This window comes from Winogradskyella eckloniae (assembly GCF_013249045.1).
In the GTDB taxonomy this organism is placed as follows: domain Bacteria; phylum Bacteroidota; class Bacteroidia; order Flavobacteriales; family Flavobacteriaceae; genus Winogradskyella; species Winogradskyella eckloniae.
This window is the reverse complement of record NZ_JABRWP010000003.1, coordinates 353070-375365: the sequence shown is the minus strand read 5'-3', so window position 1 is coordinate 375365 and position 22296 is coordinate 353070. Positions and strand designations below refer to the sequence as shown.

Below are 22296 nucleotides of genomic sequence, written 5' to 3'. Positions count from 1 at the left end.
CCATGGAACAAAAACAAAAATCTGAACTCACCAAACAGTTAATACTCGACGAGTCTTTTAAATTGTTCTATAAAAACGGGTTTAAAACTACGAGTGTAGATAAAATAATGAACGCTACTCAACTCACTAAAGGTGCGTTTTATCATCATTATAAAAGCAAAAGAGAACTCGGTTTAGAATTGATTAGTTCTAAATTACAACAACGTGTGTATGACGGCATGATAACGCCTTTATACGAAGAAGGAAACGCTTTAGAAATTTTAGAAAACACCTTCTCTAGTCGACTAAAGTCCTTTTCTGTATTCGATAAGCGACATGGCTGCCCAATGAATAATTTGATTAATGAAATTGCAGACGAAGAAGAAGCCTATCAATTCGCATTAAAACGTATCATAGAAGAATGGAAAGCAGCTTTAATTCATTTGTTAGAACGTGGTAAAAAAGACAAAGACATTAACCATACCATTTCTAGTAGCGCTGCTGCTGTATATTTAATTAGTGCGTTTGAAGGTGTAAGAGGACTACGAAAACTATATAATGACGATCAAATTTTAGACGACTATATAGAAGGACTATCTCAGTATATAAAACAATTAGCAGCCTAGGTTTAACATAAGACATACTAATAAGTATGTAAAATAGAAAAACATGACGACTAACAACAGAAGAAATTTTATTAAAAAATCCGCATTACTTGGCTTAGCTGGTGCCACAATACCGCAATATAGCTTTGCTTCTGATGCCAAAACAAAACAACAGGATATTAAATCTTCTAAAAGACCAAAAGTTTTATTTTTTGATGTCAATGAAACACTTTTAGACCTTACTGCTATGAAAGAAAGTGTTGGAAAAGTGCTTGGCAATCGCAGTGTTTTGTTACCATTATGGTTTACAACAATGCTACAATACTCTTTAGTTTCTACTGTTGGCAGACAGTATAATGATTTTGGTGTCATTGGTGCAGCCGCATTACAAATGGTAGCTGCTAACCACAATATTACACTAAGTGAAGAAGAAGGAAAAGCAGCTATATTAGGACCATTGCGTTCAATACCTCCTCATCCAGAAGTAAAACAAGCTCTAGCTGACTTAAAAAAAGCCGGTTATACCTTAGTTTCGTTTACCAACTCCTCTAATATTGGCGTAGAAACTCAATTTAAAAATGCTGGCTTATTAGATTATTTTGACCAACGCTTAAGCATAGAAGATATAGGAAAATACAAACCACATACAGACGCCTATGATTGGGCTGCAAGAAAAATGGGTATTCAACCCAATGAATGTTTATTAATAGCTGCACACGGCTGGGATATTGCTGGTGCATTATGGGCAAACTGGAGAGGTGCTTTTGTAAGTCGACCTGGTGCACAACAGTATCCTCTTGCACCTACTCCAGAAATTGCCGAACCTAATTTAACTTTAATCGCAAAACGTTTAATTGCTCTTAAATAAACGCATGGAAACATTAAAAAATAAAGTCGTTGTTGTTACTGGTGCTTCACGAGGTATTGGTCGTGAGATTGCTATACAATTAGCTAAAAATGGTGCCGCAGTTATTGTAAATCACTCTAATAGTGCTACAGAAGCAGAGGAAACTGTGAACACTATAAGTAATGAAGGCGGAAAAGCCATAGCCGTAAAAGCAGATGTGAGTAACAAAACCGACGTTACATGTTTATTTGATACTGCAATCGAAACTTTTGGCAAAGTTGATGTTTTAATCAATAACGCAGGTATAATGATTTCTAAAACATTAAAAGATAACACCGAAGCGGATTTTACCAAGCAATTTAATGTGAATGTAAAAGGCGTGTTTAACACAATGCAAGAAGCATTTCATAAATTATCGGATAACGGAAATATCATTAATATTTCTTCAAGTACCGTAAAATTAATGTTTCCTACTTATGCTATTTACTCTGCTTCTAAAGCTGCCGTTGAGCAAATGACACGCGTATTCTCTAAGGAGGTAGGAAGAGGAATTTCCGTAAATGCCTTAGCTCCTGGACCTACAGAAACAGAATTATTTTTAAATGGCAAATCGCAAGAGTTTATAGACAAATTAAGCAGCATGAACGCCTTTAATAGATTAGCAAAACCCTTAGATATTGCCAATGTTGCTGTTTTCTTGGCCAGTGATAATTCTAAATGGATTTCTGGACAAGTTATTGGTGCCAATGGCGCTTTAGTATAACGATATTGATTGAAACAAATAACTCATAAAAAACACATGAAAGTCAACATTTTTACTCTTTTTCTTTGTATTATTTTAATGTCTTGTAATGAGACGAAAAAAAACACTACGGACACACCTGCAAAAGATGCTCCTAATACTGAAGCCGTCGATGCAATACCCATTCATTTTAAAAACAAAGGTCATGAATTAGTATATAACCTAACCCAAAAAACAGGAAACTACCAAACGCTTCTAAAAAAGAAAGACGTAGTTTATACCTATACGTACACAACGCCAGATGGCAAAACAGATAGCTCTACAGAAAAATATATTTTTAACGGAGAATTATCTTATGGTGCTTACAGCCAACACCAACGCACGTTACCTAAACTTGAAGGATTAATTGAACAAGGTTACGATGGGAATGAATTTTGGCTTAAACACAATGGTAAGATCATAGAAGATGAAGCTGCATTAAAACGTGTTGCTTTTAATAGACCAACAAATTTTTATTGGTTCGCTATGATGCCTAAACTTTTAGATCCAAGTGTTGTTTATGACTATTTAGGCAATAAAACCATTGATACTACGGAGTACGACATTGTAAAAGTATCATTTACATCAGAAAACAATAAACCTACAGATATATATCAATTATATATTAATAAAAACACAGGCTTAGTAGACCAATTTTTATTTACTGTAGCGGACTTTGGCAAAATGGAAATCCCAAATTTAATGCAATTAGAATATGAAGAAATTGATGATATATTAATTCCGACTAAACGACAATATAAAAAATCTAATTGGAATGCCGATGTTACAGACCAACCTTGGATTAATGTAAATTGGACCAACATAAAATTTAATACAGGATTAACCAAAGACGATTTTAAAAAATAATAATGCTGTTACACCTAAGTAAGAACACTACTTTGTAACCACATTATAACAATAATTGAAAAAGAAGATTAGATTACGCTTACCTGATGCACACTAGGTCTCAAAACCATCTTGTTTTTGAATCAAGGTGTATCAACAGAATTATTTATTAATAGTTTGTTTTTGTTCACTAAAAAAGTCATTATTTATATAATGGCTTTTTTTAATGTTCATCTTTAAAATCAATTGCCTTACAAAACAACCTCATCAAATGATTCTCAATTATTTCTACTAACTTCGTTTTTATAACTTACATCAACTTTCAGAACAAAATAGAAGCCAAATAAAAACGACAACAACTCATACTGCTCCATTGCGCTCTACTCCTATTCGGCTTCAAGAATATGGTGTTGGTATTTTTGATGCTTGCCCAACAAAATCGGCTTTAAAAAAAGCTCTAAAAAAAAACTACATTACAGTCAATGGAAAAATAGCAACGTCTGCAACCTACATTAATGGTGGAGAAATCATTTCACTATCCACACCAGAATCAACAAACGCACATAAAAAATTACATTTTAATTTAAAGGTTTTATTTGAAGACGAATATTTAGCCGTTATACACAAACCAGCAGGTATTTTAGTCAGTGGTAATCATTTTAAAACTATTGCAAACGCATTACAACAAAACCTAAAAACAAGCACACTAGCAGATGCTTCTAAACCTCAGCCAGTGCATCGTTTAGATTTTGCCACCACAGGAATTTTATTAGCAGGCAAAACAAGCACGAGCATAAGAACTTTAAATAAACTTTTTGAAAATAAAAACATTAATAAAACTTATTTTGCTGTCACTATTGGTAGCATGACCAATAAAGAAGGTATCATAACTACCAATGTTGAAGACAAAGTTGCACAATCTAAATATAGCGTTGAACAATCAGTGTCATCAAAGCGATTTGGTCAACTCAATTTAGTAAAACTTGAACCCTTAACAGGAAGACGACACCAATTGCGCATTCACTTATCACAACTTGGACATCCTATTTTAGGCGACAAAGATTATGGCATAAAAGATTTAATATTGAATGGAAAAGGCATGTATCTTCATGCGTATTCATTAGAATTTGTTCATCCATTTACAAATGAGAATATTTGTTTGATAAGTGAATTACCAGAAAGATTCAAGAAGTTATTTAACTCCATTTAATTTGCTAATAATTAGAAAGTTAGTATTTGACTTTGTAATTTTAAATCCCTAACTTCGTTTACTTGTGCTGAACTAGATTCAGCAACTTATGATTTAAAACATTGAAACGTTTTTATGTCATTGAATCATTAGCCTTCATTAAGACCAACCATTAACCAAATGATAAAGTTTTTTAGATTATCGAAACAAAATTTTGCAAGGCAAAATCGAATACCCTGTGGACATTTGGTGGAGATAGCCGCTTGCGGAAGATTTAAAACCTTAAAACATGATTAAGTTCTTCAGACACATAAGACAACGACTACTCTCAGAAAACAAATTCAGCAAATATCTACTTTATGCAATTGGAGAAATTGTGCTTGTTATTATTGGTATTCTTATCGCGCTTCAAATAAATAATAAAAACGAACAGCGTAAATCCGAAAATAAGATTGTTTCTATTTTAAAAGAAGTACAACATGATTTAGGACTGGATATTCAAAAATCGGACGAACTAATTGCCTATTATAAAACACAAGATTCAATCATCAACCTAATACTAACAGATAAACTAACCTATGATGATTATAAAAATAATAATATTTTAAGATATACAATTATGAACGCCTTTCACATGAAAATTCATGCAAATGGATATACCAACCTCATGGAAAATGTTGATAATGTTCCAAAAAATCTGAAAGCAGTCATTGAGCCATTGAACGAGATCTATATTTATAACAAATACGAAATAGACAAGTTCGATAAGCGATTGGACTTGATTACAGATAGAGTGATAGACAAGTTAGCCAAAAGTAAAGATTGGCATTACAGAATAGATCAGCCTCAATTAGAAGATGAGATGATTGATTTTTTCCTAAATGACCCTTACTATAAAAATGATGTGTATCTATACCGAAATGCTGGCTGGACAAACTTGGCATACCATGTTACTATATTTAGAGAAAATGCGATAAATGCTTACAAACAAATTAACGCACTTATTGAAAGTAATGAACCGCTTCCCGATTTTATACCACATAATTTAGTTCATCTAACCACAGCACAACTAAATGAATACGTGGGTAATTTTAAGGTTGTAAAGTTTGAAGGGTACGATGGTCCAATTCCAGACCTAAATTATAAAATTCAGATACAAGACAATGGTCTAGAAGGCATTATGAATGGAGATCTTGAAGATATGGATTATTTCTATTTTGAAACAAAAGATAAGATATTTGGTCAGACTGATATTTACCTTAAAGGAGAGTTTGTAAGAGATAGTTTGAATAAAATTACATCTTTGATTATTACGAAAAATGGAAGGGAAGCTCACTTAAATAAACTTGAAACGAATTAGAAGAAGCTAATAACGAAAGCCTAACAATGTATCTATTTTATTGTTAGTTCTAGCGTGCTTACCAATATTCTCGCGAATTTTCTATTATGTTTTTATTTGTTAACTTAGTTACTTTAACTACGTAACTTTCCTTATACAAAACCGATAATCCAAAGCCCAAAAGAATCAACTATTCTTAGCCTCTATCCACTTACTCATATACTTGGTACTTTGCATGGTTTGATGCATCAATAATTGACCAATAAAGTTTTGTTCGCGATGCGCTGTTAAGATTTCTATCAAGATATTAACTTGAGATTCAAAATCAGCTTCAAAATCTATACGATTAAAACGTTGGTTTAAAACTTCAAAACCATGTTGTTGTTTCTGTTGCCATACTTCAACATTGTTATAAAGTTCAACAGCTTGTTTTGCAAAAGCTTCTGGTGCATCTTCTATAAATCCATTGGGTTTAGAATTTCCAAACATTCCTTCTGCAGCAATAGAAGTCATAACAACTGGTGTTCCATTTTGCATGGCATCAACCAATTTACCCTTTAAACCAGCACCAAAACGTAAGGAAGCCAAACAAACTTTAGCATGTCTCATCACTTCATTTACATCTTCGGCAAATCCTTTAATTAAAAAACCTTCCTTATTAGTATTGAGTTGAGTTACTTTCTGAGATTCGTAGGCACCATAAATATGTAACTCTGCTTTGGGTAATTGCTTTTTTATTAATGGCCAAATGGTTTGTTTTAAATACAATACTGCATCATAATTTGGCGCATGTAAAAAATTACCAATGGTAATAAAGTGGTGTCGTGCTTCAAAAGCTGGTAATTGATTAATGGTTTCCTGTTGAATTGGTTCTAATAAAAATGGCAAATAATACAATAAGCTTTTATCAATATTAAATTGCTGTGTCAAGATTTCTATTTCAACTTCAGAAATCATTAAACTTAAATCACAACGGTAAATACTGGCAATTTCACGCTTGGTAATAGCGTTTTGCATATGCTGAGCAGAAACACTTTCATTGCGTTTTAAAGCCACTTCCCTAGCCTTTCTTAACCCATGAAAATCTTCGGTATCTAAAATTCTTAAAGCATTAGGACATTGTTCTGCGACGCGCCATCCGTATTGTTCTTCAGACATAAACCGATCAAACAATACCACGTTTGGATTTAGATTTTTCACAAACACATCAAAAGAAGCATCATTTAAAAGAATGTGCTGTGTTGTAATATTGATACTTTCTAAATTAAAGGTATTTGGAGATGTTTTTGCTGCTGAAGCAAATGTCACTGTATAGCCATTTTGCTGAAATTGATGTACCAACTGCAGCATTCTACTGCCTGCAGCAGAACTTTTAGGTTCTGGCCAAACAAAACCAATAACGAGTAATTTCTTTTTCATGTTACCTCAAAAAAAGAATGCTATTGTAGCTTTTACAATAGCATTCCACTTTATAAATAGTATATGCTACCTTATTGAGCTTCTTCTAGAAAGGTATATTTTAATCGCACATTTTTTGCCCAATCTACAACGGCATCAATTTGTGCTTGCGATAGTTTCGCTTCGCCATGTGCCCACGTATAACTCTCTAATGGCATTTCTTTGTCTTCTACCATTTCAATTAACTCATCGAGTTTATGATCTTTTCGCTTATCATCGTAGTCGTTCCATTTAGAAAAATTTAAATGTTTTGTACCATGCTCTATATGGTCTGCCAACCAATAGTTAACAGGTGTAATAGTACTATACCATGGATATTTTGTACTATCGCTATGGCAATCATTACAAGCATTTTCTAAAATCATTTTAACATCTTCTGGCGGATTAGTATCTGCATAAAAAGCCTCTACAGTTGTAAAATCACCTTCATTTTTATCTGGCCCAAAAAACTGAGCTATAATAAAAACCACCAAAAGTAAAAGTCCTATTTTTTTGAAAATCTTCATATTTCATTAATTTTAAAGCTCTAAAATAAACATTTTCTTTTGACCAAAGCAGAACTCTACCAAGAATTAAATTATGTCAACCACTCGCGAGATAAGCGCGTAAAATATGCCAATATGGTTATTGACCAGCCAGATCTTATTGCGCCTCTATTAGACATACTATTTGATGTAGATGATAAAATTTCGTGCAGAGCCGCTTGGGTTTTTGAGTTTATGTGTGGCGAAAAGTTAGAAGCCATTATTCCGCACCTCGATACTTTTACTGAAAACATGAGCAAAGTTCACTTAGATTCTGCTGTAAGACCTGTATCTAAAGTGTGTGAATATTTAACCAAAGCTTACTATGGTAAAGCAGATCATTTATTAAAACAACACCTTACACCAAAACAAAAGGAAAAAATTATTGAAGCTTGTTTTGACTGGATGATTAATGACGAAAAAGTTGCTCCAAAAGCATATAGTATGGTTAGCCTCTTTTTATTAGGGCAAGAATACGATTGGATCTACCCAGAACTAACACTGATTTTAGAACGCGATTTTCATATTCAAAGTGCTGCTTTTAAAGCAAGAGCTCGACATATTTTAAAGAAAATTAAAAAGTAAATCGCTTTAAACCTGAAGCATAAACTTGGTAATAAGAATGAAATCGTTCTATTACAAATTAAGCGTTATTCCGAATAAAGCACATAGGGAAATCACATTATTATAGCATTTATAATTAGGCACTCAAAGGCTTAATAATTATTCATTCTTCCAACTAACTTTATTATATTTGATGCTTCAAAAAAACAACTCTAAATGGCACTTTCACCTCTTAATGCAATTTCTCCAATCGATGGAAGATATAGATCTAAAGTAGAAAAATTAAAAGACTATTTTTCTGAAGAAGCACTTATTAAATATCGTGTTTTAGTAGAAATCGAATATTTTATTGCACTTTGTGAATTACCATTGCCACAACTCGAGACCGTTGAACATACACTTTTTGACGCCTTAAGAGACATCTATAAAAACTTTACAGCTGATGATGCTTCTGCCATTAAAGACATAGAAAAAGTAACCAACCATGATGTAAAGGCTGTTGAATACTTTATTAAAGAAAAGTTTGATACTTTAGAATTGTCTGCTTATAAAGAGTTTATTCATTTTGGATTAACGTCTCAAGACATCAACAACACAGCCATTCCTTTAAGTATTAAGGATGCCATGAACGCTGTTTATGTCCCAGAATATTTTGAACTTTTAGAAAAAATAGAAGGTTTAGCAAAAGAATGGGAAGCCATACCAATGTTAGCCAGAACACATGGACAACCTGCTTCGCCAACACGCTTAGGTAAAGAAGTTAGTGTATTTGCCGTTAGACTTAAAGAACAGTTTAACTTATTAAACGATGTACCAAGTGCTGCAAAATTTGGTGGTGCAACAGGAAATTTCAATGCACACAAAGTGGCTTATCCTGCTATTGACTGGAAAGCATTTGGTACCAAGTTTGTTCAAGAAAAATTAGGTTTACAACATTCTTTCCCAACAACTCAAATAGAACATTACGACCATGCAGCGGCTTTATTTGATGCTTTAAAGCGTATCAATACTATAATAATTGATTTAGATAGAGACATATGGGCCTATGTGTCTATGGATTATTTTAAACAAAAAATAAAAGCTGGTGAAGTAGGCAGTTCTGCAATGCCACACAAAGTAAATCCTATTGATTTTGAAAATAGCGAAGGTAACTTAGGTATTGCAAATGCTATTTTTGAGCACCTTTCTGCCAAGCTACCAATATCTAGATTACAACGTGACTTAACAGATAGTACAGTCTTGAGAAATGTTGGTGTACCATTTGGTCATACCATAATTGGATTTAAATCTACAATGAAAGGTTTAGGTAAATTATTACTAAACGAATCTAAATTTGCGCAAGATTTAGAAAATAATTGGGCTGTGGTCGCAGAAGCTATTCAAACGATTTTAAGACGCGAAAGCTACCCAAATCCTTATGAAGCTTTAAAAGGTTTAACAAGAACGAATGCAGCTATTACGCAAAGTTCAATCTCAAATTTTATTGATACTTTGGAAGTTTCAGACGACATTAAATCTGAATTAAAAGCGATAACACCTAGTAATTACACAGGAATTTAATACCAATGCAATTGAAAATAATACCTAAAACAAAAGATGGCATTGCATTGTTGGTTGTTGCAACACTTACAATAAGCTTTTTTTTATCTGGTTTATTTGATGTTCTCGATATTTTTATAGTTAAAGTTATGTTGGTTATTGGCGTTATGGGCTTATTAGCAATTGCGGTCCATTATGCCTTAAAAAATGAAACTAAAAAAAATCGTCCTGAAGACTAACTTCAAGACGATTAACATTAACATTTAAATAAAGGTCAGTTTATTTAAATTTCATTTAGCTTTTATTTAAAAAATTCTTTTAATCCTACAAGATCAGTACTATCATAATTGGCTTTTTCTAAAACCGATGTTAAAGACATGAGTTGTCCGGCATTCATATCATCACCTAAAACTCTTGCAATGATAAACCCTCTATTATTAGCATTAGCAAACACAATGAGCTCATCAATTTGATCTACATCTCCTAAAAACTTCACAACAAACTTTCCATCCGTTGCATTTCCTCCTCTGATTAGCTCTTCATAATCAGGATTTTTAAGTATTGTTTTTACTTTTTCTAATTCGGCCTTGTATTCTGTTGATTCCGTATCATCTTCCATAAAGGTTAAAACATTTAGCTTATCTACAGAATTGTAAGCCTCTTTTTGTTTATCCGTCATACTCACATTCTCAACATTAATAAAACTTGTTGGCACATCAAATGAAGCAAAACCAGGTTTCATTTCGTTATCTACGTAGTAGGTTTGTAATGTTGACCCTTGATTACAGCTTGTAAAAGCTGTAATCAGAAGCAACACCACCATTGATTTTTTGATTGATTGTATCATAACTTTAGTCTTTTTTTTCACCTGCTTTATTTAAATGCTCACCACCTGGAACATCCATTTTATTAGTGATTTTAGATATCTGTCTTAGATCAATATCTCCTGTTAAGGATAATATTAAGGTTTCAAACACACGCTTTTTACCATTAATCTCTATGTCTTGACCATCTGTTAGCTCCTTAAGACCTGTCATAAACATTAAAAGTTCTTTGACATGGTTTTCGTCTTTACCTTCTTTTACGTAAAACTTTATAGTTTGATCACCATCCTTAAAACGCATTAACTCTTCAAGATCTGATGATTTTAAATATTTATCTACAGTAGTTTTCATATCTGTTGAAACCTTTTCATCTCCTGTAGTAAACACTTTAAGACCTGTAATCTTTTTAGCCATTTCTAAAAATTCTTGATCTTCAGGATCATCTAAATCAATGTCTATAGATGCTAACATTCTAAACATTTTCTGATTGATTACAAAAGAAGACACACCTTCTATTTCTTCAAATTTGTCAAATACGCCTTGTCCAAAACTTAATATTGGTGTTAAAATAAGCGCTGTTATTATTATTATTTTTTTCATGATTACTAATTTTTAATTGTTACTTGTTTTTTAAAATTCTGTTTGTTATTACATTAAATTCTTCTAGTCTACTAGCTTGCTCAACACCTTCATTGATGTTTTCACTAACTAAAGCCAAATTGGTTAATTGTGTTTTTCCTTTATTCATTCCTAAAGAGATAAGATTAAAAGCTTCCATTGTTTGGTTATAGGTTGCTAATGCCATTTCTTGATCTCTTAAGTCTTGCTCTGAAGGCCCTAAAACTTTAGGCACAATTAAGCCAAGCATTAAAACAGTCACAGCTGCGACAGAAATCCATTGATACAATTTTGTTTTTATAGACTTTAATGGAACGTCTTTGGTGTACTGCTCTTTTTTTGAATTAGAAAAGTACTGAAACATTGGTTTGTAATGCTCTAAATGAGGCGCTACATCATCACTCAAAAAATAGGCTTTTAGTTGCGCCTCTTCCTTAAGTGTAGTTTCCGCATTGTTATACTTTTCTATTAATTTTTCTATATTATTTAATACCATATTGATGCGTATTAGTTAATTTTTCTCTTATCGTTTTTCGTGCTCTAGATAAATTTACTCTAACTGCTGTTTCATTCATATCTAGCATTTTAGCTATTTCTGCAAAATCATATTCTTCAATATCTCTCAGCTGCACTATTATTTTTTGTTGCTCTGGCAGATCTTCCATTATACGAGACACCCAATCCACACTATCCTTCGCTTCAACTTGTTTTTGTAAACACGCATTGCCATCTGTGTAATTACTATGTACAATTTTTAAATTTTGTGCTTGTTTAGATTTTAAACGATCTAAACAAAAATTCTTTGTCATGGTCATTGAAAACGCTTCTACATTTTTATAGTCTTCAATCTTTTTATTATTCTTCCATAATTTCAACAGTATTTCTTGTGTAGCATCTTCTGCTTCTTCACGAGAAACAAGTAGTCGTTTCGCCAAACGAAATACTTTATCTTTAAAGGGCATCACGATTTTTACAAAATCTGACTGTTTCATTACTTTTTTTTGATTGGTTGTGAACTGCAATTTTAATTGCCTTCATTATTACGACGAACTACTTTATCTTTTGTTACAAAGATTTATGATTTTTATAATATTGTGAGTAAATTTAGAGTTTTACATATATAAGTAAAGAATTGCTATTTAATTAAGAAAAAGAAATTATGAAAAAAATTAAAATTTTAATACTCCTATTTGTGACAACAATTAGTGTCACATCTTGTTATGACGACTTAGATGATAACATCATAGTTTCTACTAATGTAGAAATTAGTGATTTTGTCTGGAAAGCGATGAATGCTGTCTATTTATACAAATCAGAAATTCCAGATTTAGCTGATGATAGATTTGTTACTAATGAAGAATATAACGACTATCTCAATAGTTATAGCACACCAGAAGAATTATTTGAATCTCTTAAATACGCACCAAATACGATAGATCGATTTAGTAGAATTTATAGTGATTACAATCAGCTATTAGATTTAATAGGTGGTACTTCATTAAGTAATGGTATTGAATATAATTTATATTTTATACCTGGTAGCGACTCAGAAATATTTGGCGCCATTACGCAAGTTTTGAATAATAGCATGGCTTCAGATTTAGGTTTAGAACGTGGTCAAATATTTAGGACTGTTAATGGCGAAAACCTTACCTCTAATAATTATATTGAACTCCTATCAGCAAATGATTACACCTTAGGTTTTGCCGATTATAACACCAATGGCACTAATAATACTGAAGATGATACAGTTACATTAAATGATGAAAATGTAAGTTTATCTCTAGTAACGTATACCGAAAACCCTATTCATAAATCAGAAGTTCTTCAAGTTAACGGTACCAATATTGGCTATTTAATGTACAACGCGTTTAATACTAATTATAATTCCGCTTTAAACGAGGTATTTGGTGAATTTAGCGCAGCAGGTGTAACAGAATTGGTGTTAGATTTAAGGTACAATGGTGGTGGCTCCGTACAAACAGCGGCTTATTTAGGAAGTATGGTTACAGGTCAGTTTACTGGAGACGTTTATTCAAAATTATTTTACAATGATAATTTGAGCAATAACAATGAAGACTACTTATTCACTAATTCTATTTCGGGTAGTGGTACAATAAATAGTCTCAACCTCACTAAAGTTTATGTTTTAACAACTAATAGAAGAACCGCTTCTGCGAGCGAATTGATTATTAACAGTCTTAGACCTTACATTGAAGTTATTGTTATTGGAGAAAATACAGTCGGTAAAACACAAGCGTCTAGAACGGTTTATGACTCACCAAGCCTATTCTCTTCAGATGGTATAAATCTTGGTCATACCTATGCCATGCAACCTTTGATTGCGAACTCTACAAATGTAAATGATGAGCTTGTGCCTAACACAGGTTTAACGCCTGATATAGAACTTTCTGAAACTCCAACTAATTATGGTATTCTTGGAGACGTTAACGAGCCGTTATTAGCTGCAGCCATTCAACATATGACATCCGCAGACCGTTCTTCCATCACAAATAGTAATGTAAATGAACTCATAGACGTAAAACACATTAAAACTACTCTAGAGCAAGATATGTATATTGATTAATTTAAGTTAAAAAAAACGAAAAGCCGCATTTTAGATAAAATGCGGCTTTCTTTTTATATGTGAATTTCTATACTCTAATTAAAATAAACACCTCCTGGTATAATGTTCACCGTTGCAGAATTCACTAAGGTATTTGATGATAAATCATAAGCCGTTAAAATTCCATTGCTGGTAAAATCTACAGCATCAACACCATATAATACAGAATCATTTATAGACATTCCATAAAAGTTTAACCCTGTAATTTCAGCAGCAGAAGGTAAGGTTGTGGCATCCTCATTCATTTTATACACACTTCCAGATAAATAATAGTAAAGCGTACCAGTCTCAAATACTAAAAAGCTTGGGTGCTCAGTTCCCGCAAAATCTATAGAGGTTACGCTATAATCACTACTATCTATTTTAGATAATTTTCCACCAGTTTCACTACCTGTCCAAGATGGTGTTCCTCCAGCTAAAACCCATAAATCGCCATCTGTATCTAATTGTAAAGAATTAGGTACATCGCCTACAGTTACTGTTGTAGACACAACATCTGTAGCAGCATTAATTACTGAAATAATATTGTTTTGACTGTAACCACCTTGATGCGCTACATAAACTGTATTTCCGTTAGCAACTAGTTTTTCTGGACCTTCTTCTACAGCAATTGTTTGTGCACTAATTGTATTTGTCGTCACATCAATAACAGCAACATAATCATCTGTTGCAACACTACCATCGCCCCAATTTGTTACATATCCTTTGCCGTTTGCAAATGCTATATGCCTTGGATTATTTAACCCAGTATCTATGGTTGCTACTGAAACAAAAGTATATCTATCGACAACCTCAATTTTATTCGACACATTTAATACAATATAGGCAAGATCGTCATAAAACCCTATACTCTGTGCAGTATCTCCTAAAAGCGAAGAATTTACCGCATTATAAATATTATTTTCTACAACGGTTAAGTCATAAGACGCAAAAGATACAGATGCATTGCCTTGCCCAAAATTACCTTCGTGTGAAATTAACAAACCATTTTCATAGTCTCCCAATGGCACTGGATTTGAATCATCATCATCATTATTACATGATGTAAATAATAATGCTACCGATAATACTAGTACTGTCAATTGATTTTTAATCATTTTGTTTTAAAATTTAAGTGTTAGTTTAATATTGAAATTTCTGTTTGGCATTGGTCGCAATGCTACGTTTTCGTAATAGGTGTTATATATGTTATTGACTTTTAAGTCTAAGATGTAATTTAATTTTCCGGCCGTATTCAGCACATAAGAACAGCCTAAATTACCAACATCATAACCATCTAATGAACCACCAATAATATCTACTTCTCCCGTAAATAAATGTTGGTAATAAGCCGTAAATGATTTAAAATTATATGATACAGCTGTATTGCCTTTATGAAGTGGCACATAATATAACGGCTGATTTTTTTCTACATCTTCCGTTTCTGTGTAAGAATATGCTGTTACTAAATTAACGTGATGTGCATTGATTTGTTTTGAATAACCAAGTTCTACTTCTAAACCATAATGCTTAGCATTTGCAATATTTACAGGGTTCCAATAGTTAGTTTCAGTATTTGGTCGCCATTGAATAAGGTCTGAAGTTTCAATATAAAACATGTTGAGTTTTATTTGAAACGACTTTAATATTTCCAGTTGATGACCTAAATCAAATTGAAAAGATTCTTCTGGTTCTAGGTCTAAATTTCCACCAGGATGCCAATACAAATCATTAAATGTTGGTACTCTAAAGTTTTTAGAAGCATTAAACTTTAATGTATATGGTTCGGCTATTCTATAACTTAAATCTCCTGCAAAAACTAATGGACTTTTAAAATCTGAAATCACATCTTTTCTAACATTTAGGTTGTATCTAAATCTTGATGAAAATTGATGATTTAATAGCGCTGTGGCAGAAAAAGCATTTCGTTTTGGATCTACATAACTATTGCCTTCAGCCGTAATATAACTGTAATCTGTAATAACACTCAAAGTCATGTTATTTGATAGATTACGCATATAATTATGCTTAATCAACCATGTTTTTGCCTGACCGATAGAGTAGTTATTTAAATCTTTGTTTTCAAAATATTTAAATTGTTCTAATAAATGAACCGCTTTTAAACTCGATGTAAAATTTTCACTAACATGAGCCCATTCTAACATGCTACGATAATCCTCAGTTTCATACTTACTATTAGAAGGTGCTAATAAGGTTGAAGAAAATGCTCTATCGCTTCTAAAATTTTGATGGTATATTTTTAAAACATCCTTTTGAGATAAAACATAGCCTAAATTAAGATTAAGGTCTAAATTATTAAAAGCACCATTTTCATTTTTTTCATCAGTACCAAGAATTCTGTAATCATTTTCGGTACGCACGTAAGACACACCTACATTTCCAGACCATTTACTATTACCAAAGGATAAATTGTAACTAGCATTCTCAGTGTCATAACTGCCATAACCCAATTGCAACCTATGATTTATATGCGTTGTAAAATCTAATTCATTAGATAAATGCACACTTCCACCAATGGCACCACTGCCATATTGCACACTTCCGCCTCCACTTCGTATACTTATAGCATTGTAATTAGCTGCAGATATGGTATTAAAATCTACCTGTCCATTAAGTTGAGAATTAATGTTGATGCCATTCCAAATCACAGCAGTTTGCGACGCATTGGTTCCTCTAAAAGACGCTGAAGACACCATACCATAACCATTTTCTTTGAAATAAATATTAGAATTAAAACGCAAAACATCGGTTAATGAGTTTCCATTTTTTCTAAGAATAGAGTCGTTTAAGACAGTAAGTTTATAACCTTGGTTATAACGCTTCAGTTTCACGTCACTCAACACAACTTCATCCAAGCGCTGAATAGAATCAGTGGACGTTTGTGCCTTAGCAACGCTATAAAAACATAGCAATAAAAAACAGAGTACTATACGTATCATACCGCAATCACTTTTATCCCGAAAGTTTTACTATTTGTTAAAAAAATGGCAGGTCTCCTGACTTACGTCTTGTTATTTGCCTTCCCATTCTTTATAGAACAGTGACTAGAAGTGTAATAACAAGCATCACCAACGTGACAAAGCTTACAGTTGCGGGAACAGTTCTGGTATCGCACCAGATTCCCTTTTAATTCATTCAATTAAGAATAAAACCAATTTTCGATGCAAAAGTAGTCTATTAATACATTGTAACTCTCAAAAATTGTTACTTTTTCTGATTCATTTTGTAGATGAGATAAATGAATCCGATTAAAAAATGTACTAGGATGATACCTGCAACGATATATAGTGTTAAATTTGAATCGCCTCTCATGGTAGAATTTTTATCAAAATTACACGAAAGATTTCAACATATACGTTACAAATGTTACCTATGAAATACTTAAAAATACTATTACTCTTTTTGCTTATTAGCGCTTGTAAAAATGAATCTAAAAGAGATTTACAAGATCTTGGTGAGACTAAAAAAACAGTATTAAAATATGCTCAAGGCTTTAGTATTACAGCATTCTCCAATTATAAAACTTTAGAAATAACCAAAGCTTGGCCTCAGGCTAAAAAAAAATACACCTATTTATTACTAACAAAAGCACAGGCTTCAAAAACTACTTATAATTCAGACGACTATGATGGTGTCATAATCACACCTGTTAAAAGCACTGTCGTTACCTCTACAACGCATATTCCTGCCTTAGAGCTTTTAGGAGTTGAAAAAACATTAACCGGATTTCCGGGCACAGATTATGTGTCATCTCAAAAAACAAGAGCACTGATTGACAGTAAAAAAATCAGAGAATTAGGAAAAAATGAAGGCATAAATACAGAAGTTTTACTCGAGTTAAATCCAGATGTAGTAATTGGTTTTGGTGTTGATGGTGTTAACAAAACTTTCGAAGTCATAAAAAAATCAGGAACACCTGTAATTTACAATGGTGATTGGGTTGAAGGTTCGGCTTTAGCAAAAGCAGAATGGATTAAGTTTTTTGGTGTATTGTATAATAAAGAAAAAGAGGCCGATTCTATATTTAATAGTATTGAAAAAGACTATCTCGCAGCAAAACAAATAGCGAAACAAGCCACACATAGTCCAACCGTTTTAAGTGGCGCTATGGAACAAGAGGTTTGGTATTTACCCAATGGCTCTAGTGCTGAAGCACAATTTTTAAAAGATGCTAACGCTAACTACCTTTGGAAAGAAACTACAGGTAACGGAAGTTTGGCTCTAAGTTTTGAGTCGGTATTAGTAAAGGCCAAAGATGCCAATATTTGGTTAAGTCCATCGTATTACAGTAGTTTTGAACAACTAAAAAACGCAAATGCACTATATGCCAATTTTGAAGCTTTTAAAACCAAAAACATTTATACCTTTTCTAATAAAACAGGTGCCACAGGTGGTGTTTTGTATTATGAATTAGGAACAGCAAGACCAGATTTGGTGCTAAAAGATCTTATAAAAATTATACACCCTGAATTATTACCAACGTATACGCCATCCTTTTTTGAAAAATTAAATTAGTCATACCATTCTTAAAAACAATGACGACCAAATAAACATGAAAATCAACCACAAATATGCGTTTATTGTCTTAACACTAATTTTGTTGTTATGCTTTGTTCTCAACATCTGTTTAGGTTCGGTACAAGTGTCTTTTTCAGACGTCTTTAGTAGTCTTTTTGGCACTATAGAGAACGAAACGCATCAACTTATTGTGACCAAAGTTAGACTTCCTAAAGCTATAACAGCCATTATGGTTGGTTCTGGCTTAGGCATTTCTGGTTTATTAATGCAAACGCTATTTAGAAATCCATTGGCAGGACCATTTGTTTTAGGTATAAGCTCTGGCGCAAGTTTGGGTGTTGCCATAGTTATCTTAGGAGCAGGTATATTTGGAGGATTTACTACATTTTTAATTTCAAAATGGAGTATTGTGGTCGCAGCCAGTTTAGGTAGTTTTCTAGTGCTATTAGCCGTAATGCTTGTGGCGAGTAAAGTAAGAGACACTATGGCCATATTAATTATAGGTTTAATGTTTGGAAGTATTACAGCTGCTGTTGTGAGCGTACTTTCTTACTTTAGCTCTGCAGAACAATTACAGCAATATATTTTTTGGGGATTTGGCAGTTTAGACAATTTATCTTGGGAAGAATTGCTCATTTTCTTTGGAATTTATGCTATTGGCATCACACTCAGCATCGCCTCAGCTAAAAGCCTGAATGCCTTACTATTAGGCGACAATTACGCAAAAAGCCTGGGATTATCTTTGAAATCTAGCAGATTCATCATTATATTTGCTACAAGTTTAATTGCAGGAACTGTTACCGCTTTTGCTGGCCCTATAGCATTTATCGGCTTAGCAATTCCGCATTTAACACGGCAAATATTTAAAACCTCAAATCATAAAATATTATTGCCTGCTGTATTTTTATTTGGTGCAATAGTTATGCTAATTTGTGATAGCATTGCTCAAGTTCCTACTAGTGACTATACCTTACCAATCAATGCTATTACGGCATTAGTTGGAGCACCAGTAGTAATTTGGCTACTTGTAAAACAGCGGAACATAATGTTTTAAACTATGTAGAACATGAAAACAAAAACTCCCCTAAGTTTTTGTAAGATGGCCACTGTAAAACCCTTAATTATTGTATTTACAATTAGCTTATTTATTGGATGCAAATCTTACAAAACAACCACCGAACTACAAACGACCTTCGTTAAAGAAGAATTAAAAGATCTTGAAACCATACGCACCTTTTTCGTTAAAGATATTATGGGATTAAAGGATGAAAATTTTCATTTCGAATTTAGAAACAAAATCCAAAAATTAGAAGCGAGCGGTTTTGCTAATGTAAAATTAGATAAAATAAACAACCTCTTTAAATCGGTATCAGAATCTACAATTGACGAAATTTGGGAGACCAAATCGCATTCTAACTCCATGCGTAATAGTATTTCTTACAAGTATTTAGTCCCAAACGAACAAGGTAAATACCTGCAGTTTTTAGAAAAAAACACCAAGCACAACTCTAGGATAAATGAGTATTACGATAAAGTCCTTAAATCTGGTAACTTTAGCCACTTATCTATGCTTGGCTATATGAATGATAATAATTTAGATTTTGACTTAACGAATACAAACATTCAAATTGTACTGGCAATTCATTATATTACACTCTGTCATGATAACAACATTACCAGTAATATAAAAATTAGTGCCACTAACTAAAAACAATATTGTATTAAAAACGCAAGACCTATCTATTGGTTATACAGCTAAAAAAAGTATAACCACTATTGCTTCAAACATTAATTTTGAACTAGAACAAGGGCATCTTATAGGCTTAGTTGGTGCAAATGGTATTGGTAAATCTACGCTACTAAGAACATTAATTGGTTTACAACCAGCACTATCTGGCACAATTCAAATACATAATAACAGTTTAGAAACGACATCTACTTTAGATCTTGCTAAACAATTGAGCATTGTATTAACAGAACCCTTGCAATCAAAAAATCTTACGGTTTTTGAGCTAGTATCCTTGGGCAGACACCCTTACACCAACTGGATTGGAAATTTAACCGAAAATGACCTATCTATAGTAAATAATGCACTACAACTCGTAAATATTACAGAATACAAAACCAAAAAATGCTACGAACTTAGTGATGGCCAGTTACAAAAGGTTATGATCGCTAGAGCCTTAGCACAAGATACATCATTAATAATTTTAGATGAGCCTACTTCGCATTTAGATATGTATCACAAAGCCTACATAATTAAATTACTGCAAAAGCTTACAAAAGAAACCGGTAAAACCATACTATTCTCTTCTCATGAGATAGATTTGGCTATCCAGTTATGTGATACAATGATTGTCATGCAGCAAGACAATGTGGTTTGTGACCAGCCGTGTCAATTAATTTCAAACCATATTTTTGAATCTCTTTTTCCAGAAGATTTAATTTCTTTTGATGCCACATCAGGACGTTTTATCGTTTCCAAATAAATATAATTACAAACAGATTATAATTCTGAGTTCAATCCAATAGCCTTCAATAGCGCTATAATATCACAGCTATCAATTTCACGTTCATTTTCGACTTTATTTTCAACATTAAAAATTATCTTTGGTTAAATTTCTATTGACACCATGAACGACACCATAATTCTCATCATATCTATTTTTATTTCTGCAGCAATTGGCGCTTTTATAGGCTTAAAGTTCTCGCAATTAAAAAGTAAAAGTGACAAAAGCACTTTAGAAGAGCGAAATGCTAATTTGCAGCAACAATTTGAAGAATTCAAGCAGTTTTCAGAGTCTGAAAACCAAAAGCAAAATCAATATTTTACACAATCACTGAGTGAATTAAAGGAAACCATCACCAAAATTGAAACAGAGCGCGAAGCCATAAGACGCGAAAAAGATTTTTTAAATACAGAATTATCTCGACGCAATACAGAGTTTGAAAACCTACAAGAACAAAACTTAAAACGTGATGCAGAATTAGAACAACAACAAATTCAGCTTAGAAAGGATTTTGAATTAATGGCCTCTAAAATTTTAGAGGAAAAATCAGAAAAATTCACATTACAGAATAAAGAAAACATAAAAAACATCTTAAACCCACTTGAAGAAAAAATAAAAACTTTCGAAAAAAAGGTAGAAGACACACAAAAGGAAAGCATAAGCATGCACTCTGCTCTAAAAGAGCAACTTCTTGGCTTAAAAGATCTTAACCAACAAATGGCAAAAGAAGCCACAAACCTTACTAGAGCATTAAAAGGAGATAGTAAAACGCAAGGAAACTGGGGCGAATTGGTATTAGAACGTGTTTTAGAAAAATCAGGATTAGAAAAAGATAGAGAGTATTTTGTACAGCAAAACTTTCAGCGTGAAGATGGCTCGCGAGTAATGCCAGATGTGGTATTGCACCTACCAGATTCTAAAAAAATGATTATCGACTCAAAGGTATCATTAACCGATTACGAACGATTGGTAAATGCAGAAGATGATGAAAAGGCACTACATTTAAAAGCGCATGTTAACTCTATTAAAAAACATGTAGACCAATTATCTGCAAAAAATTATCAAGACTTGTATGATATTGAATCGCCAGACTTTGTTTTAATGTTTATACCTATAGAACCAGCATTCGCCATTGCTATTAATGAAGATAATTCACTGTACAACAAAGCATTTGAACAAAACATTGTAATAGTAACACCTGCGACGCTTTTAGCAACGCTACGTACTATAGATACAATGTGGAATAATGAAAAACAACAACAAAACGCTTTAGAAATTGCGAAGCAAGCAGGTGCGCTATATGATAAATTTGAAGGCTTAGTCACGGATTTAACAGGTGTAGGCAAAAAGATTGATGCTGCAAAAAGTGACTATTCTTCTGCGATGAACAAACTTGTAGATGGCAAAGGTAATCTTATTTCGCGAGTAGAAAAGATTAAGAAAATGGGTGCTAAAGCGAAAAAATCACTTCCAGAAAACATCATTAAACGTGCCACTGAAGACGATTTATAATCATTAAATAAATTAAC

Annotated in this window: 23 protein-coding genes and 1 riboswitch; of the genes, 15 read left to right on the top strand and 8 right to left on the bottom strand. The window is 32.7% G+C overall.

The features are described 5' to 3' along the window. The first annotated feature begins 2 nt into the window (after nucleotides 1-2). The 6 genes from HNV08_RS06995 (at nucleotide 3) to HNV08_RS06970 (ending at nucleotide 5607) form a co-directional block, all read left to right on the top strand. Nucleotides 3-605, top strand: coding sequence for a TetR/AcrR family transcriptional regulator (locus tag HNV08_RS06995; RefSeq protein WP_173280456.1), 603 nt, complete (start codon nucleotides 3-5; stop codon nucleotides 603-605). A gap of 43 nt (nucleotides 606-648) precedes the next feature. Further along, a complete protein-coding gene (locus HNV08_RS06990; RefSeq protein ID WP_173280455.1) occupies nucleotides 649-1452 on the top strand; it encodes a haloacid dehalogenase type II in 804 nt (267 codons plus the stop codon). Between the two features lie 4 nt (nucleotides 1453-1456). Further along, on the top strand, nucleotides 1457-2194 hold the full coding sequence (locus tag HNV08_RS06985) for an SDR family oxidoreductase (protein WP_173280454.1): 738 nt from the start codon (nucleotides 1457-1459) through the stop codon (nucleotides 2192-2194). Nucleotides 2195-2230: 36 nt separating this feature from the next. Then, a complete protein-coding gene (locus tag HNV08_RS06980) occupies nucleotides 2231-3079 on the top strand; it encodes a DUF6503 family protein (protein WP_173280453.1) in 849 nt (282 codons plus the stop codon). A gap of 352 nt (nucleotides 3080-3431) precedes the next feature. Beyond that, nucleotides 3432-4268 carry an RluA family pseudouridine synthase gene (locus tag HNV08_RS06975; protein WP_194241981.1) on the top strand — a complete coding sequence of 279 codons (837 nt, stop codon included), beginning with the start codon at nucleotides 3432-3434 and terminating at the stop codon, nucleotides 4266-4268. 268 nt (nucleotides 4269-4536) lie between these two features. Next, complete coding sequence (locus tag HNV08_RS06970) at nucleotides 4537-5607, top strand: DUF6090 family protein (protein WP_173280144.1); 1071 nt, start codon at nucleotides 4537-4539, stop codon at nucleotides 5605-5607. Nucleotides 5608-5772: 165 nt separating this feature from the next. Here the strand turns inward: HNV08_RS06970 and HNV08_RS06965 are convergent, their stop codons facing one another. Next, a complete protein-coding gene (locus HNV08_RS06965) occupies nucleotides 5773-7005 on the bottom strand; it encodes a glycosyltransferase (protein ID WP_173280452.1) in 1233 nt (410 codons plus the stop codon). A 71-nt stretch (nucleotides 7006-7076) separates the two neighbouring features. Next, nucleotides 7077-7550, bottom strand: coding sequence for a heme-binding domain-containing protein (locus HNV08_RS06960; RefSeq protein ID WP_173280451.1), 474 nt, complete (start codon nucleotides 7548-7550; stop codon nucleotides 7077-7079). A gap of 39 nt (nucleotides 7551-7589) precedes the next feature. On the opposite strand from HNV08_RS06960, the gene HNV08_RS06955 reads away from it, so the two are divergent. The 3 genes from HNV08_RS06955 (at nucleotide 7590) to HNV08_RS06945 (ending at nucleotide 9910) form a co-directional block, all read left to right on the top strand. Continuing rightward, on the top strand, nucleotides 7590-8153 hold the full coding sequence (locus HNV08_RS06955; protein ID WP_173280450.1) for an adenylosuccinate lyase: 564 nt from the start codon (nucleotides 7590-7592) through the stop codon (nucleotides 8151-8153). A 195-nt stretch (nucleotides 8154-8348) separates the two neighbouring features. Then, on the top strand, nucleotides 8349-9692 hold the full coding sequence (purB, locus tag HNV08_RS06950; protein ID WP_173280449.1) for an adenylosuccinate lyase: 1344 nt from the start codon (nucleotides 8349-8351) through the stop codon (nucleotides 9690-9692). Nucleotides 9693-9703: 11 nt separating this feature from the next. After that, nucleotides 9704-9910, top strand: a complete 207-nt coding sequence (locus HNV08_RS06945) for a hypothetical protein (protein WP_173280448.1) — start codon at nucleotides 9704-9706, stop codon at nucleotides 9908-9910. Between the two features lie 62 nt (nucleotides 9911-9972). Here HNV08_RS06945 and HNV08_RS06940 read toward each other — a convergent pair whose 3' ends face one another. Genes HNV08_RS06940 through HNV08_RS06925 form a run of 4 tightly spaced genes read right to left on the bottom strand, consistent with a single transcriptional unit; the run spans nucleotide 9973 to nucleotide 12105 of the window. Continuing rightward, complete coding sequence (locus tag HNV08_RS06940) at nucleotides 9973-10518, bottom strand: DUF4252 domain-containing protein (RefSeq protein ID WP_173280447.1); 546 nt, start codon at nucleotides 10516-10518, stop codon at nucleotides 9973-9975. A 4-nt stretch (nucleotides 10519-10522) separates the two neighbouring features. After that, the gene (locus tag HNV08_RS06935) at nucleotides 10523-11095 is read right to left on the bottom strand and encodes a DUF4252 domain-containing protein (protein WP_173280446.1); all 573 of its coding nucleotides are present in this window, start codon (nucleotides 11093-11095) and stop codon (nucleotides 10523-10525) included. A gap of 19 nt (nucleotides 11096-11114) precedes the next feature. Next, a complete protein-coding gene (locus HNV08_RS06930) occupies nucleotides 11115-11609 on the bottom strand; it encodes a hypothetical protein (RefSeq protein WP_173280445.1) in 495 nt (164 codons plus the stop codon). Next, nucleotides 11596-12105, bottom strand: coding sequence for an RNA polymerase sigma factor (locus HNV08_RS06925; RefSeq protein ID WP_173280444.1), 510 nt, complete (start codon nucleotides 12103-12105; stop codon nucleotides 11596-11598). The genes HNV08_RS06930 and HNV08_RS06925 overlap by 14 nt, the downstream gene beginning before the upstream one ends. A gap of 167 nt (nucleotides 12106-12272) precedes the next feature. Here HNV08_RS06925 and HNV08_RS06920 point away from each other — a divergent pair, with 167 nt between their 5' ends. After that, on the top strand, nucleotides 12273-13700 hold the full coding sequence (locus tag HNV08_RS06920) for a S41 family peptidase (RefSeq protein WP_173280443.1): 1428 nt from the start codon (nucleotides 12273-12275) through the stop codon (nucleotides 13698-13700). Between the two features lie 74 nt (nucleotides 13701-13774). On the opposite strand, the gene HNV08_RS06915 is transcribed toward HNV08_RS06920, so the two are convergent. Continuing rightward, nucleotides 13775-14836 carry a YncE family protein gene (locus tag HNV08_RS06915; RefSeq protein ID WP_173280442.1) on the bottom strand — a complete coding sequence of 354 codons (1062 nt, stop codon included), beginning with the start codon at nucleotides 14834-14836 and terminating at the stop codon, nucleotides 13775-13777. A 6-nt stretch (nucleotides 14837-14842) separates the two neighbouring features. Then, nucleotides 14843-16678, bottom strand: coding sequence for a TonB-dependent receptor plug domain-containing protein (locus HNV08_RS06910; protein ID WP_173280441.1), 1836 nt, complete (start codon nucleotides 16676-16678; stop codon nucleotides 14843-14845). 30 nt (nucleotides 16679-16708) lie between these two features. Next, nucleotides 16709-16910: riboswitch (cobalamin riboswitch) on the bottom strand. A 201-nt stretch (nucleotides 16911-17111) separates the two neighbouring features. Between HNV08_RS06910 and HNV08_RS06905 the strand changes: the two genes are divergently transcribed. From HNV08_RS06905 to rmuC, 5 genes are all read left to right on the top strand, one after another. Further along, complete coding sequence (locus HNV08_RS06905; protein ID WP_173280440.1) at nucleotides 17112-18254, top strand: ABC transporter substrate-binding protein; 1143 nt, start codon at nucleotides 17112-17114, stop codon at nucleotides 18252-18254. A gap of 37 nt (nucleotides 18255-18291) precedes the next feature. After that, entirely contained in the window at nucleotides 18292-19311 is a 1020-nt protein-coding gene (locus HNV08_RS06900; RefSeq protein WP_173280439.1) for a FecCD family ABC transporter permease, read from the top strand. A 12-nt stretch (nucleotides 19312-19323) separates the two neighbouring features. Beyond that, nucleotides 19324-19965 carry a hypothetical protein gene (locus tag HNV08_RS06895; protein ID WP_173280438.1) on the top strand — a complete coding sequence of 214 codons (642 nt, stop codon included), beginning with the start codon at nucleotides 19324-19326 and terminating at the stop codon, nucleotides 19963-19965. Further along, nucleotides 19952-20746, top strand: a complete 795-nt coding sequence (locus HNV08_RS06890) for an ABC transporter ATP-binding protein (RefSeq protein WP_173280437.1) — start codon at nucleotides 19952-19954, stop codon at nucleotides 20744-20746. The genes HNV08_RS06895 and HNV08_RS06890 overlap by 14 nt, the downstream gene beginning before the upstream one ends. Before the next feature lie 144 nt (nucleotides 20747-20890). Further along, nucleotides 20891-22279 (top strand): DNA recombination protein RmuC, encoded by a 1389-nt coding sequence (gene rmuC / locus HNV08_RS06885; protein ID WP_173280436.1) that lies wholly within the window; start codon nucleotides 20891-20893, stop codon nucleotides 22277-22279. Nucleotides 22280-22296 lie beyond the last annotated feature (17 nt).

Coding starts and splice junctions, on each gene's coding strand:
- HNV08_RS06995 (WP_173280456.1), top strand. CDS start 3: ATGGAACAAAAACAAAAATCTGAACTCACCAAACAGTTAATACTCGAC.
- HNV08_RS06990 (WP_173280455.1), top strand. CDS start 649: ATGACGACTAACAACAGAAGAAATTTTATTAAAAAATCCGCATTACTT.
- HNV08_RS06985 (WP_173280454.1), top strand. CDS start 1,457: ATGGAAACATTAAAAAATAAAGTCGTTGTTGTTACTGGTGCTTCACGA.
- HNV08_RS06980 (WP_173280453.1), top strand. CDS start 2,231: ATGAAAGTCAACATTTTTACTCTTTTTCTTTGTATTATTTTAATGTCT.
- HNV08_RS06970 (WP_173280144.1), top strand. CDS start 4,537: ATGATTAAGTTCTTCAGACACATAAGACAACGACTACTCTCAGAAAAC.
- HNV08_RS06965 (WP_173280452.1), bottom strand. CDS start 7,005: ATGAAAAAGAAATTACTCGTTATTGGTTTTGTTTGGCCAGAACCTAAA.
- HNV08_RS06960 (WP_173280451.1), bottom strand. CDS start 7,550: ATGAAGATTTTCAAAAAAATAGGACTTTTACTTTTGGTGGTTTTTATT.
- purB (WP_173280449.1), top strand. CDS start 8,349: ATGGCACTTTCACCTCTTAATGCAATTTCTCCAATCGATGGAAGATAT.
- HNV08_RS06940 (WP_173280447.1), bottom strand. CDS start 10,518: ATGATACAATCAATCAAAAAATCAATGGTGGTGTTGCTTCTGATTACA.
- HNV08_RS06935 (WP_173280446.1), bottom strand. CDS start 11,095: ATGAAAAAAATAATAATAATAACAGCGCTTATTTTAACACCAATATTA.
- HNV08_RS06930 (WP_173280445.1), bottom strand. CDS start 11,609: ATGGTATTAAATAATATAGAAAAATTAATAGAAAAGTATAACAATGCG.
- HNV08_RS06925 (WP_173280444.1), bottom strand. CDS start 12,105: ATGAAACAGTCAGATTTTGTAAAAATCGTGATGCCCTTTAAAGATAAA.
- HNV08_RS06920 (WP_173280443.1), top strand. CDS start 12,273: ATGAAAAAAATTAAAATTTTAATACTCCTATTTGTGACAACAATTAGT.
- HNV08_RS06915 (WP_173280442.1), bottom strand. CDS start 14,836: ATGATTAAAAATCAATTGACAGTACTAGTATTATCGGTAGCATTATTA.
- HNV08_RS06910 (WP_173280441.1), bottom strand. CDS start 16,678: ATGATACGTATAGTACTCTGTTTTTTATTGCTATGTTTTTATAGCGTT.
- HNV08_RS06905 (WP_173280440.1), top strand. CDS start 17,112: ATGAAATACTTAAAAATACTATTACTCTTTTTGCTTATTAGCGCTTGT.
- HNV08_RS06900 (WP_173280439.1), top strand. CDS start 18,292: ATGAAAATCAACCACAAATATGCGTTTATTGTCTTAACACTAATTTTG.
- HNV08_RS06895 (WP_173280438.1), top strand. CDS start 19,324: ATGAAAACAAAAACTCCCCTAAGTTTTTGTAAGATGGCCACTGTAAAA.
- rmuC (WP_173280436.1), top strand. CDS start 20,891: ATGAACGACACCATAATTCTCATCATATCTATTTTTATTTCTGCAGCA.